This is a genomic window from Pseudomonas sp. KH_050, from assembly GCF_057838875.1.
Genome location: NZ_CM174478.1, coordinates 2,362,094 through 2,375,602, shown reverse-complemented (window position 1 = coordinate 2,375,602; position 13,509 = coordinate 2,362,094). Strand labels below are relative to the sequence as shown.

General features: G+C 60.1%; 11 protein-coding genes. 8 read left to right on the top strand and 3 right to left on the bottom strand.

Annotation, left to right across the window (positions count from 1 at the left end; all coding sequences use genetic code 11):
* Positions 1 to 40: 40 nt before the first annotated feature.
* Positions 41 to 1,270 carry an acyl-CoA dehydrogenase gene (locus AC3IUA_RS10850; RefSeq protein WP_489360768.1) on the bottom strand — a complete coding sequence of 410 codons (1,230 nt, stop codon included), beginning with the start codon at positions 1,268 to 1,270 and terminating at the stop codon, positions 41 to 43.
* A gap of 152 nt (positions 1,271 to 1,422) precedes the next feature.
* On the opposite strand from AC3IUA_RS10850, the gene AC3IUA_RS10845 reads away from it, so the two are divergent.
* From AC3IUA_RS10845 to AC3IUA_RS10835, 3 genes are all read left to right on the top strand, one after another.
* Complete coding sequence (locus AC3IUA_RS10845; RefSeq protein ID WP_489360766.1) at positions 1,423 to 2,352, top strand: LysR family transcriptional regulator; 930 nt, start codon at positions 1,423 to 1,425, stop codon at positions 2,350 to 2,352.
* 134 nt (positions 2,353 to 2,486) lie between these two features.
* The gene (locus AC3IUA_RS10840) at positions 2,487 to 2,888 is read left to right on the top strand and encodes a MerR family transcriptional regulator (RefSeq protein WP_489360764.1); all 402 of its coding nucleotides are present in this window, start codon (positions 2,487 to 2,489) and stop codon (positions 2,886 to 2,888) included.
* Between the two features lie 155 nt (positions 2,889 to 3,043).
* On the top strand, positions 3,044 to 3,943 hold the full coding sequence (locus AC3IUA_RS10835) for a hydroxymethylglutaryl-CoA lyase (RefSeq protein WP_489360762.1): 900 nt from the start codon (positions 3,044 to 3,046) through the stop codon (positions 3,941 to 3,943).
* A gap of 390 nt (positions 3,944 to 4,333) precedes the next feature.
* Here the strand turns inward: AC3IUA_RS10835 and AC3IUA_RS10830 are convergent, their stop codons facing one another.
* Positions 4,334 to 4,591 (bottom strand): hypothetical protein, encoded by a 258-nt coding sequence (locus AC3IUA_RS10830; RefSeq protein ID WP_489360760.1) that lies wholly within the window; start codon positions 4,589 to 4,591, stop codon positions 4,334 to 4,336.
* Positions 4,592 to 4,947: 356 nt separating this feature from the next.
* Between AC3IUA_RS10830 and AC3IUA_RS10825 the strand changes: the two genes are divergently transcribed.
* Positions 4,948 to 5,919: an IS110 family RNA-guided transposase gene (locus tag AC3IUA_RS10825; protein ID WP_489355766.1), complete on the top strand. Its 972-nt coding sequence runs from the start codon at positions 4,948 to 4,950 to the stop codon at positions 5,917 to 5,919.
* A gap of 15 nt (positions 5,920 to 5,934) precedes the next feature.
* On the opposite strand, the gene AC3IUA_RS10820 is transcribed toward AC3IUA_RS10825, so the two are convergent.
* A complete protein-coding gene (locus AC3IUA_RS10820; RefSeq protein ID WP_489360758.1) occupies positions 5,935 to 7,626 on the bottom strand; it encodes an AMP-binding protein in 1,692 nt (563 codons plus the stop codon).
* 178 nt (positions 7,627 to 7,804) lie between these two features.
* Between AC3IUA_RS10820 and AC3IUA_RS10815 the strand changes: the two genes are divergently transcribed.
* From AC3IUA_RS10815 to AC3IUA_RS10800, 4 genes are all read left to right on the top strand, one after another.
* Positions 7,805 to 8,968: an isovaleryl-CoA dehydrogenase gene (locus tag AC3IUA_RS10815; protein WP_489360756.1), complete on the top strand. Its 1,164-nt coding sequence runs from the start codon at positions 7,805 to 7,807 to the stop codon at positions 8,966 to 8,968.
* A 15-nt stretch (positions 8,969 to 8,983) separates the two neighbouring features.
* A complete protein-coding gene (locus AC3IUA_RS10810; protein ID WP_489360754.1) occupies positions 8,984 to 10,591 on the top strand; it encodes a carboxyl transferase domain-containing protein in 1,608 nt (535 codons plus the stop codon).
* A 116-nt stretch (positions 10,592 to 10,707) separates the two neighbouring features.
* Complete coding sequence (locus tag AC3IUA_RS10805; protein ID WP_489360752.1) at positions 10,708 to 11,523, top strand: gamma-carboxygeranoyl-CoA hydratase; 816 nt, start codon at positions 10,708 to 10,710, stop codon at positions 11,521 to 11,523.
* The gene (locus AC3IUA_RS10800) at positions 11,523 to 13,472 is read left to right on the top strand and encodes an acetyl/propionyl/methylcrotonyl-CoA carboxylase subunit alpha (RefSeq protein WP_489360750.1); all 1,950 of its coding nucleotides are present in this window, start codon (positions 11,523 to 11,525) and stop codon (positions 13,470 to 13,472) included. Before AC3IUA_RS10805 ends, AC3IUA_RS10800 begins: the two co-directional genes overlap by 1 nt.
* Positions 13,473 to 13,509: the final 37 nt, after the last annotated feature.

The following is a 13,509-nucleotide window of genomic DNA, read 5'->3' as shown; positions in this document are numbered from 1 at the left end:
ATTATTGTGGTGAGAGGGCTTGCCCCCTCACCACAGGGTCTTACTGCCCGCTACGCATCATCTCTTTGGGCACATACTTGCCGATCTCGAACTTGCCGATTGCCGCGCGGTGCACTTCGTCCGGGCCGTCGGCCAGGCGCAGGGTGCGCTGCATGGCGTACATGTAGGCCAGCGGAAAATCATTGGAAACCCCGGCGCCGCCATGGATCTGGATCGCCCGGTCGATGACCTTCAAGGCCACGTTCGGTGCAACGACTTTGATCTGGGCGATTTCGCTTTTCGCCACCTTGTTGCCGACGGTGTCCATCATGTACGCCGCTTTCAGTGTCAGCAGTCGCGCCATGTCGATTTCCATCCGCGAGTCGGCGATCTTGTCGATATTGCCGCCCAGTCGGGCCAGCGGTTTACCGAACGCGGTCCGGCTGATCGAACGTTTGCACATCAGTTCCAGTGCCCGCTCAGCCATGCCGATCGAGCGCATGCAGTGGTGAATCCGGCCCGGGCCAAGGCGACCCTGGGCGATTTCAAAACCGCGGCCCTCACCCAGCAGCACGTTCTCGTAGGGTACCCGGACGTTTTCGAACAGCACTTCCGCATGGCCGTGAGGCGCGTCGTCGTAACCGAACACCGGTAGCGGACGGACGATCTTCACACCCGGAGCATCCACCGGCACCAGAATCATCGAATGCTGTTGATGACGCGGCGCATCCGGATTGCTCAGGCCCATGAAGATCAGGATCTTGCAACGTGGGTCGCAGGCGCCCGAAGTCCACCATTTCTTGCCATTGATCACCCACTCGTCGCCATCGCGCTCTGCACGGGCGGCCATGTTGGTGGCGTCGGAGGAAGCCACATCCTGCTCGGTCATGGCAAAGGCCGAGCGGATCTCGCCGCGCAACAGCGGTTCCAGCCAGCGCTGCTTCTGTTCTTCGTTGGCGTAACGCACCAGCACTTCCATATTCCCGGTGTCCGGCGCCGAGCAATTGAACGGCTCCGGCCCGAGCAGCGAGCGGCCCATGATTTCTGCCAGCGGTGCGTACTCAAGATTGGTCAAGCCTGCACCCAACCCGGACTCGGGCAGGAACAGGTTCCACAAGCCTTCGGCCTTGGCCTTGAGTTTGAGCTCTTCCATGATCGCAGTCGGCTGCCAGCGGTCGCCCTCCGAGACCTGGCGTTCGAACACCGCTTCAGCCGGGTAAACGTATGCATCCATGAACGCGGTCACGCGCTCACGCAGTTCCTGAACCTTGGGGGAATAAGCGAAATCCATGAGCAGCTACCTTCTTCTAGGAGGTTGTTGAGGTCATGCAATCGATGCTAGAACAGCTACTAAAATTTACCTAGCCTATTCTCGGCGTGTATTAACATTCATCACCGATATATGATCAGTTGATCGAAACCTAAAAATAAGAGTGCAGCGCAATGAATCTGAGCAAGGTCGACCTGAACCTTTTCATCGTCTTCGACGCGATCTACACAGAAGCCAATCTGACCCGCGCCGGGCAGATCGTCGGCATCACTCAGCCAGCCGTTTCGAACGCTCTGGCCCGCCTGCGCGAGACCTTCAACGATCCGTTGTTCGTGCGCACCGCCCAGGGCATGGTGCCTACGCCCATGGCGCAAAACATCATCGGCCCGGTGCGCAATGCGTTATCGCTGCTACGGGTGTCGGTGCAGGAAAGCCGGATTTTCAACCCGCTGCAAGCCAGCAAAACTTATCGCATCAGCATGACCGACCTCACCGAAGCGGTGATCCTGCCGCCGCTGTTCCAGCGTCTGCGGCGTCTGGCGCCGACGGTGATCATCGAGAGCTTTTTATCCAAACGCCGGGAAACCACCAAGGAACTGGCGGCCGGTCGCCTCGACTTCGCGGTCGACGCGCCCCTCAATACCGACCCGCAAGTGCGCCACGTCAAGCTGATGGAAGACCGGTATGTCTGCGCCATGCGCAAGGGGCATCCATTGGCAGGCAAAGACAAATTCACCCTCGACGACTACCTGTCGCTGACCCATATCCATATTTCCAGCCGTCGCAGTGGCCTGGGGCATGTCGACCTGGCATTGGGCAAGATGGGCATCCAGCGCAAAATCGCCCTGCGCTCGCAGCATTACCTGATGGCCTCGCAAGTGCTGCAGCAGACCGACATGGTAATGACCGTGCCGGAGCGTTTTGCCCGTCGGCATGACCTGCATGCGTTCAACTTGCCGGTCAATGACGTGCCACCGGTCGAAACCCATCTCTACTGGCACGAAAGCACCGACCAGGACCCGGCCAACCGCTGGATGCGCGAGCAGATGATCGAGTTGTGCCAGCAAGTGACAGCGCATGAAAAGAAGCTCGACAAAGTGTAGGACTGAGGACCGCGTCATCGTTCATCGCGAGCCTGCTCGCGATGAGGCCCGTACTGACACCGAAGACCTACATAGCTTGACGTATACGTCAACCTGCCATTAGCTTAGCAGCAAGACCTTTCTCGAGCGCTTCCATGAGCAGCCAGACTTACAGTATCTCCGACCTCGCCCGCGAGCTCGACATCACCACCCGCGCCATTCGCTTCTATGAGGAGCAAGGCTTGCTTGCCCCGGAACGGCGCGGGCAGGAACGCATCTACTCGCCCCGCGATAAAGTCAGCCTGAAGCTGATCCTGCGGGGCAAGCGGATCGGCTTCTCCCTGGCCGAATGTCGCGAGCTGATCGAACTTTACGACCCCAGCAGCGGCAACCAGAAACAGCTGCACAGCATGCTGGCGAAAATCAACGAGCGTCGCGAACAGCTGGAACAGCAGATGCTCGATATCGAGCAGATGAAGCTTGAGCTGGACACCGCGGAAGAGCGCTGTATCCAGGCGCTGGAAGAGACGATCGAGAATCAGAAGGTTGTGCAATAGAAACATCCGTGGCCGAGGTTGAATGCGGTTGTGCGTAGCAGCTGGCGAAGCCTGCGCCCGAACGCGGACCGAGCCGAACGCAGCCTGACGGCAGCTGCTACGGGTACGCGGTAGTACCGCTAAATGCAGTATCAATAAAAACAGGTGAACCCCTTATGTCTCTCCCAACCCATGTACGCCTGATCGAAGTCGGCCCCCGCGACGGTCTGCAGAACGAAGCCCAGCCCATCAGCGTGGCGGACAAGGTGCAACTGGTCGATGCGCTGACCGCCGCCGGCCTTGGCTACATTGAAGTCGGCAGTTTCGTTTCGCCCAAATGGGTGCCGCAGATGGCCGGCTCCGCCGAAGTCTTCGCACAGATCCAGCGCAAGCCAGGCGTGACCTACGGTGCGCTGGCGCCAAACCTGCGTGGTTTCGAAGACGCACTGGCGGCCGGGGTCAAGGAAGTCGCGGTGTTCGCCGCCGCTTCCGAAGCCTTTTCCCAACGCAACATCAATTGCTCGATCAGCGAAAGCCTCGAGCGCTTCGTGCCGATCATGGAGGCCGCCAGGCAACACGGCATCAGCGTGCGCGGTTATGTGTCCTGCGTGCTGGGCTGCCCGTATGAAGGTGAGGTGGCGCCCGAGCAAGTCGCCGCTGTCGCGCGGGAGCTGTACGCCATGGGCTGCTACGAAGTCTCGCTGGGCGACACCATCGGCACCGGTACCGCCGGCGCCACCCGCAGGATGTTCGAGGTGGTCGGTGCTCAGGTGCCACGGGACAAACTGGCCGGACACTTCCACGACACTTACGGTCAGGCCGTGGCCAATATCTACGCCAGCCTGCTGGAAGGCATCGCGGTGTTCGACAGTTCCATCGCCGGCCTCGGCGGCTGCCCCTACGCCAAGGGCGCCAGCGGTAACGTCGCCACCGAAGACGTGCTGTACCTGCTCAATGGCCTGGGGATCAGCACCGGGATCGACATGGACCGGCTGATCCAGGCTGGCCAGCAGATCTGCACGGTACTGGGGCGGCCAACGGGCTCTCGCGTGGCCAAGGCTCGCAGCGCAGTGTGAGGTGCGGATGTGTCGGGGTGTTACCGCCCCCTCAATCCCGGAGTGAAAACGAGTAACACGGGAACAGATTGCCGGGGTTTTCCTGAGGGGGTTTTCCTACAAAATTATCAAACCATTGATTTTAAAGGGTTTTTTAAAGTTGGCACGGCTCCTGCTATCTCTTCTGTATAACAAGAACAAAAAAAGCGACAAACCTAATAAAAATAAGACGTAACGACTCTGACATAACAAAAACAACACGGCAGAGACGCAGCTAACAGATTTTTTTGGAGAAGGTGTGCTTTTCAGGGTGCTTTTCGAAGCAACCCGCAACCGGGCAGAGAACAATAAAACTACCTTCAGGTAGCTCCCGAACTGGTTGGATCGCTTGGCGAGAAGGTAGATCAGCGCTCAAAAAAATACGTTTGCTCTTGATCCTGGATAGGGATCGACATAACAGCGGTAAAGGGCCACGGTTGCCAAAAACAACAACAGACCGCCCCTCAATAATAAAAAAAGAGCACGTGACAACAAATTAAAGGGGAGCTTCGGCTCCCCTTTGTGCTTTCTGGTGTTCAGGTTTTCCTCCCCCCTAATATGCGGCACCGCCAAAAGATCGCAGCCTGCGGTGTAGGAGCTGCCGCAGGCTGCGATCTTTTGATCCGGCATTGGCGGCGCCCCTGAAAAGATCGCAGCCTGGCGGCAGCTCCTACGGGATCTCCATTCGCTCGCAATATCGGGTATTTGCTCGGTCGGCGTAGGAGCTGGCGCAGCCTGCGGCAGCTCCTTGTATCTCGACTATCGCTCCGCCAGGAGCGATAGTTCTCGACTGATCATCGAGGGAGGGATTTGGAAGCCGTGCAGCTCCTTAGGCCTAGAGCCTGCGACGTAGATCGTGCTCCAACCCTCCACACTCACTCATATAGTTCGAACGGTATCTTGGGCCCGTCTCTGGCGAGAGCCCGCATTCGCAAGGTTGGACAGAGTGCAGTGATGATCACAATTGATTCAATTGGGAGACGATCATGTCCGATTATGTTGGCGTCGACGCCGCTAAACACACCTTTGACATCGCCAAATACCTGCCTAACGGCAAACATAAAACCAAAGCAAAATTGCCCAATGCAATCAAGGGGTTCGAGGAGTTCCACGCCTGGCTGCAGAAGCACGTCGAGCCTTCAGCCTTAATCGTGATGGAAGCCACCGGCATCTACCACGAAGCGCTGGCCGAGTTCTTGTACAACAAGGGCTATCGGGTCTGTGTCGTCAATCCTGCGCAGACCAAAGCCCATGCCAGGAGTGATTTGCAACGGGTCAAAACAGACAAGACCGACGCCAAGCTAATCGCCGATTTCGCCAAGGAAAAGCATGAAAAGCTAACGCTGTGGGCGCCGGAGCCACTGAAGTATCGACAGGTGAAGGCCATGGTTCGTCGCCTGAATGACCTTCAGGAAATGCTGCAAATGGAACGTAATCGTCTGGACGTGTCCGACGACAGCGTCAAGGTTTCGATCAATTCCGTCATCAACCACATCCAGAAAGAGATTGCCGAAACCAAAAAGGCGCTGAAGAAACACATTGATGACGACCCGGACATGCGCCAAATGCGCGACTTGGTGGTGACCATTGATGGCATTGCCGACAAATCGGCGCAGATGCTTTTTGCCGAGCTGGGCGACCTGCGAAAGTATTCGAATCCTCGACAAATGGTGGCGGCGGCGGGCTTAAATCCAAAGCTGGAAGAGTCTGGCCAGCTTAAGGGCCGCACCTTTATCTCGAAAATCGGATCAGCGCGACTCCGCACCGGGCTCTACATGCCAGGTCTGGTGGCGATGCAGCATAACGAAGCGATTATCGCGCTCAAAGAGCGATTGAAAGCCAACGGCAAGGCCCCCAAGCAGATCATCTGTGCAGCGATGCGCAAGCTGCTGCACATCATCTTTGGAGTGATCAAATCGGGCCAACCATTTGACCCGAAACTTGCGCTTGCCCGGTGAGGGTTAAGACGGTATCTACGGCATCGCCTTGAGCTCCTCGATGCTGATCTCGCGCATCCTGAACTTCTGAATCTTGCCGGTCACGGTCATCGGAAACTCGTCGACGAACTTGAAGTAACGCGGGGTCTTGAAGTGCGCGATGCGTTCCTTGCACCAGGCTTGCAGCTCCGGCTCGCTGGCTGCATGACCGGGATGGAACTTGATCCAGGCGACAATTTCCTCGCCGTATTTAGCGTCTGGAATACCGATGATCTGCACATCGGCCACCGCCGGGTGAGTGAAGAAGAACTCTTCCAGCTCACGGGGGTAAACGTTTTCGCCGCCGCGAATGATCATGTCCTTGTTGCGCCCGACGATGCACACATAGCCTTGCTCGTTCATGGTCGCCAGGTCACCGGTGTGCATCCAGCCGGCCTCATCAATGGCCTCGGCGGTGCCTTTCGGGTTGTTCCAGTAACCAAGCATCACGCTGTAACCACGGGTGCACAGCTCGCCGATCTGCCCGCGAGGAACGGTGTTACCGACGTCATCGATGATCTTGCTTTCCAGTTGCGGCTGGGTTCGACCCACCGTGGTGACGCGCAGCTCCAGATCGTCCGCGGGACCGGTCTGCAAGGACACCGGGCTGGTTTCGGTCATGCCGTAGGCGATCTGCACTTCGCTCATGTGCATTTCATTGATGACTCGACGCATCACTTCGATCGGACAGGTCGCCCCGGCCATGATCCCGGTGCGCAGGCTCGACAGGTCGAACTCGGCGCGCCGTGGCTGATCGAGCATGGCGATAAACATGGTGGGTACACCGTACAACGCCGTGGCCTGCTCTTCGGCGACGGTGGTCAGGGTCAGTAGCGGATCGAAGGCATCGTTCGGATAAATCATGGTGCTGCCATGGGTCATACAACCGAGGTTGCCCATGACCATGCCGAAGCAGTGATACAACGGCACTGGAATCACCAGCCGATCGGCGGCGGTCAGGCCGAGGCTTTCGCCAACCATGTAACCGTTGTTCAGAATGTTGTGGTGACTGAGGGTCGCGCCTTTGGGAAAGCCGGTGGTACCCGAGGTGTACTGGATGTTCACCGCCTGATCGAAATGCAGGCTGCTCTGCCGTTCCTGCAAGCGTTCGACTGCCACCCCGGCACCCAACGCGGACAACTGCGGCCAGGGCAGGAAACCCGCTGGCGGCTGCGGATCAAGACTGATGACGCCGCGCAGGTCCGGCAGGCGTTCGCTGTGCAACTGGCCGATGGCCTGCTCCGCCAGTTCCGGTACCAGACCCTGCAGCATCGCGTGGTAATCGGAGGTCTTGAAGGACCCGGCGCACACCAGCCATTGGCAGCCGGATTGCTTGAGCACGTATTCCAGTTCGGAACTGCGATAGGCCGGATTGATGTTGACCAGGATCACCCCGATCTTCGCGCTGGCAAACTGACTGATGCACCACTGGGCGCAGTTCGGCGCCCAGACGCCAAGGCGATCACCGGCCTGCAAACCCAGCGCCAGCAGCGCTCTGGCGTGCAAGTCGACGGTTTCGGCCAGTTGCTTCCAGCTGTAGCGCAGCTGCTGATGGCGAACCACCAGCGCCTCGCCGTCCGGATAGTTGGCAACGGTATTATCGAACGCCTGACCGATGGTCAGCGCCAGCAACGCTTTGTCCTGCGAGCCACGGGTGTAGCTATGCTGATTGGCACCTGGTTGATCCATGACGACCCCTATTGTGTTTATTAGTGGGTTTGAACAACAAATCTGCCTCTACTCTGGCGCAAGTTGACGTTAACGTAAAGGGTGATTGACAGCCGTCGATCGCAGGCTTACGTTAACGTAAAGGTGAGAGCTGATCAGGCGCTCTCCGCTCTCTAACAAAAAGCCCAAAGGTGACCCCATGAGCTACCCAACCCTGAACTTCGCCCTGGGCGAAACCATCGACATGCTGCGCGATCAGGTCCAGTCCTTCGTTACCAAAGAGATCGCCCCGCGCGCCGCGCAGATCGATATCGACAATCTGTTCCCCGCCGACCTGTGGCGCAAGTTTGGTGACATGGGGTTGCTCGGGATAACCGTGCCGGAAGAATACGGCGGTGCCGGCCTGGGCTACCTGGCCCACGTGGTGGCCATGGAAGAAATCAGCCGCGGCTCGGCCTCGGTCGCCCTCTCCTACGGCGCGCATTCCAACCTCTGCGTCAACCAGATCAACCGTAACGGCAACCACGAACAGAAAACCAAGTACCTGCCAAAACTGATCAGCGGCGAACATGTCGGTGCCCTGGCCATGAGCGAGCCGAATGCCGGTTCCGACGTGGTCTCGATGAAATTGCGCGCCGACAAGCGTGGCGACCGTTTTGTCCTCAATGGCAGCAAAACCTGGATCACCAACGGTCCGGATGCCAGCACCTATGTGATCTACGCCAAGACCGACCTGGAAAAAGGCCCGCACGGCATCAGTGCTTTCATTGTCGAGCGTGACTGGAAAGGCTTCAGCCGCAGCAACAAATTCGACAAGCTCGGCATGCGCGGTTCAAACACCTGCGAGCTGTTCTTCGACGACGTTGAAGTGCCGGAAGAAAACCTGCTGGGCGCCCTCAACGGTGGCGTCAAAGTCCTGATGAGCGGCCTCGATTACGAGCGCGTAGTGCTCTCCGGCGGCCCGACCGGGATCATGCAGGCCTGCATGGACCTGGTAGTGCCCTACATCCATGACCGCAAACAATTCGGCCAGAGCATCGGCGAGTTCCAGCTGATCCAGGGCAAGGTCGCCGACATGTACACCCAGCTCAACGCCAGCCGCGCTTACCTGTATGCCGTGGCCCAGGCCTGCGAACGTGGCGAAACCACCCGCAAGGACGCCGCCGGCGTGATCCTCTACAGCGCCGAACGCGCAACGCAGATGGCGCTGGACGCGATCCAGATTCTCGGCGGCAACGGCTACATCAATGAATTCCCGGCAGGTCGCCTGTTGCGCGACGCCAAGCTCTACGAAATCGGCGCCGGCACCAGCGAGATTCGCCGCATGCTGATCGGTCGTGAACTGTTCAACGAAACCCGCTAACAGAGCGAGCGCCCCATGACCATCTTGCATACTCAGCTCAATCCGCGCTCGGCGGAGTTCGCGACCAACCGTGCGGCGATGCTCACCCAGGTCGACGCGCTGCACACCCTGCTCGCCCAGGTCCAGCAAGGCGGCGGCGCCAAGGCCCAGGAGCGGCACACCTCGCGGGGTAAACTGCTGCCGCGCGAGCGCATCAATCGCCTGCTCGATCCGGGTTCGCCGTTTCTGGAAATCAGCCAACTGGCAGCCTACGAGGTGTATGGCGAAGATGTTCCCGCCGCTGGAGTGATTGCCGGAATCGGTCGGGTCGAAGGCGTCGAATGCATGATCGTCGCCAACGACGCCACGGTTAAAGGCGGCTCCTACTACCCGCTGACGGTGAAAAAGCACCTGCGCGCCCAGACCATCGCCCAGCAGAATCGCCTGCCGTGCATTTACCTGGTGGACTCCGGCGGCGCCAACCTGCCGCGTCAGGATGAAGTGTTCCCCGACCGCGAGCATTTCGGAAGGATCTTCTTCAACCAGGCCAACATGAGCGCCATGGGCATTCCGCAGATCGCCGTGGTCATGGGCTCCTGCACCGCCGGCGGCGCCTATGTGCCGGCCATGGCCGACGAAGCGATCATGGTTCGCCAACAGGCCACCATCTTCCTCGCCGGTCCTCCGTTGGTGAAAGCCGCCACCGGTGAAGTGGTCAGCGCCGAAGACCTTGGCGGTGCCGATGTGCACTGCAAGATTTCCGGGGTGGCCGACCATTACGCCGACAGTGATGAACATGCGCTGGCCCTGGCGCGACGCAGCGTATCCAACCTCAACTGGCGCAAGCTCGGCGAGTTGCAACAGCGCGCGCCGATTACCCCGCTGTTCCCTTGCGAGGAGTTGTACGGCGTGGTTCCGGCCGACGCCAAGCAACCGTTCGACGTGCGTGAAGTCATCGCGCGCCTGGTGGACGGTTCGGTGTTCGATGAATTCAAGGCGCTGTTCGGCACCACCCTGGTATGCGGTTTCGCCCACCTGCACGGTTACCCGATTGCGATCCTCGCCAACAACGGCATCCTCTTCGCCGAAGCCGCGCAAAAAGGCGCGCACTTTATCGAACTGGCCTGCCAGCGCGGCATTCCGCTGCTGTTCCTGCAGAACATCACCGGCTTCATGGTTGGCCAGAAATACGAGGCCGGCGGTATCGCCAAACATGGCGCGAAACTGGTGACCGCGGTGGCGTGCGCCAAGGTGCCGAAGTTCACCGTGATCATCGGCGGCAGCTTCGGTGCGGGGAACTACGGCATGTGTGGCCGTGCCTACGATCCGCGCTTTTTGTGGATGTGGCCCAACGCCCGAATCGGTGTGATGGGCGCCGAACAGGCGGCCGGGGTGCTGGTACAGGTCAAACGCGAGCAGGCCGAGCGCAGCGGTCACAGCTTCTCCGATGCTCAGGAAGCCGAGATCAAGCAACCGATCCTCGACCAGTACGAACAGCAGGGCCATCCGTACTACTCCAGCGCGCGGCTGTGGGACGATGGCGTCATCGACCCGGCGCAGACCCGCGACGTGCTGGCCCTGGCCTTGTCCGCATCGCTGAATGCCCCAATCGAACCGAGCCGCTTCGGTGTGTTCCGGATGTGAACCTGTGGGAGTGCCTGTCAGTCAAGAGTCGAATGTAAAACCACAATTGATCGACACTCCATAGATTCTTGTTAACTGCCTGGCAAGCCCAAAAAGCAGTGAAGGACAAAAACAATATGAGCGACTTCAACACCCTCGAACTGCTGACCGACCCCCGTGGTTTTGCGACCCTGTGGCTCAGTCGTGAAGAAAAGAACAACGCGTTCAACGCCGAAATGATCCGCGAACTGATCCTCGCCCTGGACATGGTATCGAGCGATGCCAGCCTGCGGTTTCTGTTGGTACGCGGTCGCGGCAAGCATTTCAGTGCCGGTGCCGATCTGGCCTGGATGCAGCAATCGGCCGAACTCGATTACCACACCAACCTCGACGACGCCCGGGAATTGGCGGAATTGATGTACAACCTCGCCAAGCTGAAAATCCCGACGTTGGCCGTGGTGCAAGGCGCGGCCTTTGGCGGCGCGCTGGGCCTGATCAGTTGCTGCGACATGGCGATTGGCGCCGATGACGCGCAGTTCTGCCTGTCGGAAGTGCGCATTGGCCTGGCGCCAGCGGTCATCAGCCCGTTCGTGGTGCAGGCCATCGGTGAACGCGCGACACGCCGTTTTGCCCTGACCGCCGAGCGATTCGGTGGGCAACGGGCGCAGGAAATCGGCTTGTTGTCCGAAAGCTATCCAGCCACTGAGCTGGAGCAGAAAGTCGGACAGTGGATCGACAACCTGCTGCTCAACAGCCCGGCCGCCATGCGCGCCAGCAAGGACTTGCTGCGCGAAGTCGGCAACGGCGCACTGACTCCGGCACTACGGCGCTACACCGAAAACGCTATCGCGCGGATCCGCGTCAGCCCCGAAGGTCAGGAAGGCCTGCGCGCCTTCCTGCAAAAACGTCCGCCGAACTGGCAGCCCGACACGACCACCAAGGAGCCGCGTTGATGAGCGCACCTCTTCTCACCACCCTGCTGGTGGCCAACCGCGGCGAAATCGCTTGCCGGGTGATGCGTACCGCCAAGGCCCTGGGCCTGACCACTGTGGCCGTGCACAGCGCCACCGACCGCGATGCGCGGCACAGCCGCGAAGCTGATATTCGCGTCGACCTGGGCGGCAGCAAGGCCGCTGACAGCTACCTGCAAATCGACAAACTGATTGCCGCCGCCAAAGCCAGCGGCGCCCAGGCGATCCACCCCGGCTATGGCTTCCTCTCGGAAAACGCCGGGTTCGCCCGCGCCATCGAAGCCGCCGGTTTGATCTTCCTCGGCCCGCCCGCCTCGGCCATTGATGCCATGGGCAGCAAATCCGCGGCCAAAGCCTTGATGGAAACCGCTGGTGTGCCGCTGGTGCCCGGCTATCACGGCGAAGCCCAGGATCTGGAAACCTTCCGCGCCGCCGCCGAGCGCATTGGCTATCCGGTGCTGCTCAAGGCCACGGCCGGCGGTGGTGGCAAAGGCATGAAAGTGGTCGAGGACGTCAGCCAGCTGGCCGAAGCCCTGGCCTCGGCTCAGCGTGAAGCGCAATCGTCGTTTGGCAATTCGCAGATGCTGGTGGAAAAATACCTGCTCAAACCGCGTCACGTGGAAATCCAGGTGTTCGCCGATCGGCACGGCAACTGCCTGTACCTCAACGAGCGCGACTGCTCGATCCAGCGTCGCCACCAGAAAGTCGTCGAAGAAGCACCGGCACCAGGGTTGAGCGCCGAACAGCGTCGGGCCATGGGCGAAGCGGCAGTGCGTGCCGCCCAGGCGATTGGGTATGTCGGCGCCGGCACCGTGGAGTTCTTGCTGGATTCGCGCGGCGAATTTTTCTTCATGGAGATGAACACCCGCTTGCAGGTCGAGCACCCGGTCACCGAAGCCATCACTGGCCTCGACCTGGTGGCCTGGCAGATTCGCGTCGCGCAGGGCGAAGTGTTGCCGATGACCCAGGAGCAGGTCCCGTTGAACGGGCATGCGATCGAAGTGCGTTTGTATGCCGAAGACCCGAGCAATGACTTCCTGCCGGCAACTGGCCGTCTTGATCTGTATCGCGAGTCGGCAGCAGGTCCGGGGCGCCGGGTCGACAGCGGCGTGGAACAAGGCGACAGCATTTCGCCGTTCTACGACCCGATGCTCGGCAAGCTGATTGCCTGGGGCGAGAACCGGGAACAGGCGCGCCTGCGCTTGCTGAGCATGCTCGATGAGTTCGCCATCGGCGGGCTGAAGACCAACATCAGCTTCCTGCGACGTATCGTCGGCCACCCGGCCTTCGCGGCAGCGGAACTGGATACCGACTTTATCCCGCGCTATCAGGAACAACTGCTGCCGCCGCCGAGCGAACTCAGCGACGAGTTCTGGCAAGCCGCGGCACAAGCCTTCGGGCAGAGCCAGCCAGACTCGGTGCGCGCCGATGACCGCAGTTCACCCTGGGCACTGGCCAGCGGGTTCCGCGCCGGGCTGCCACTGGAAACCACCTTGCACTTGAGTTGCGAGGGGCAGGATAAAGCCCTCACGCTGGACCCGGCAGACACTCGCAGCGCCGAGCTTTGCGCCGAGCAGTTGCTGATCGAGCACGACGGCCTGCGGCGCCAGCATCGGGCGATCCGTCGCGGCGACACGCTCTATCTGCACTGGGAAGGCGAACTGCGCAGCATCAAGCCTTACGACCCGATTGCCGCGGTAGAAGCCAGCCACAGCCACCACGGCGGCCTCACCGCGCCAATGAATGGCAGTATCGTGCGGGTGCTGGTCGAAGCCGGGCAAGCCGTCGAAGCCGGTGCGCAGCTGGTGGTGCTGGAAGCGATGAAAATGGAGCACAGCATTCGCGCACCCCATGCCGGGGTGATCAAGGCGCTGTATTGCCTGGAAGGCGAAATGGTCAGCGAAGGCAGTGCGCTGGTGGAGCTGGAGTAAAAGCGGCGAAGCGATCGGTCCTGCGCATCAGGACCGA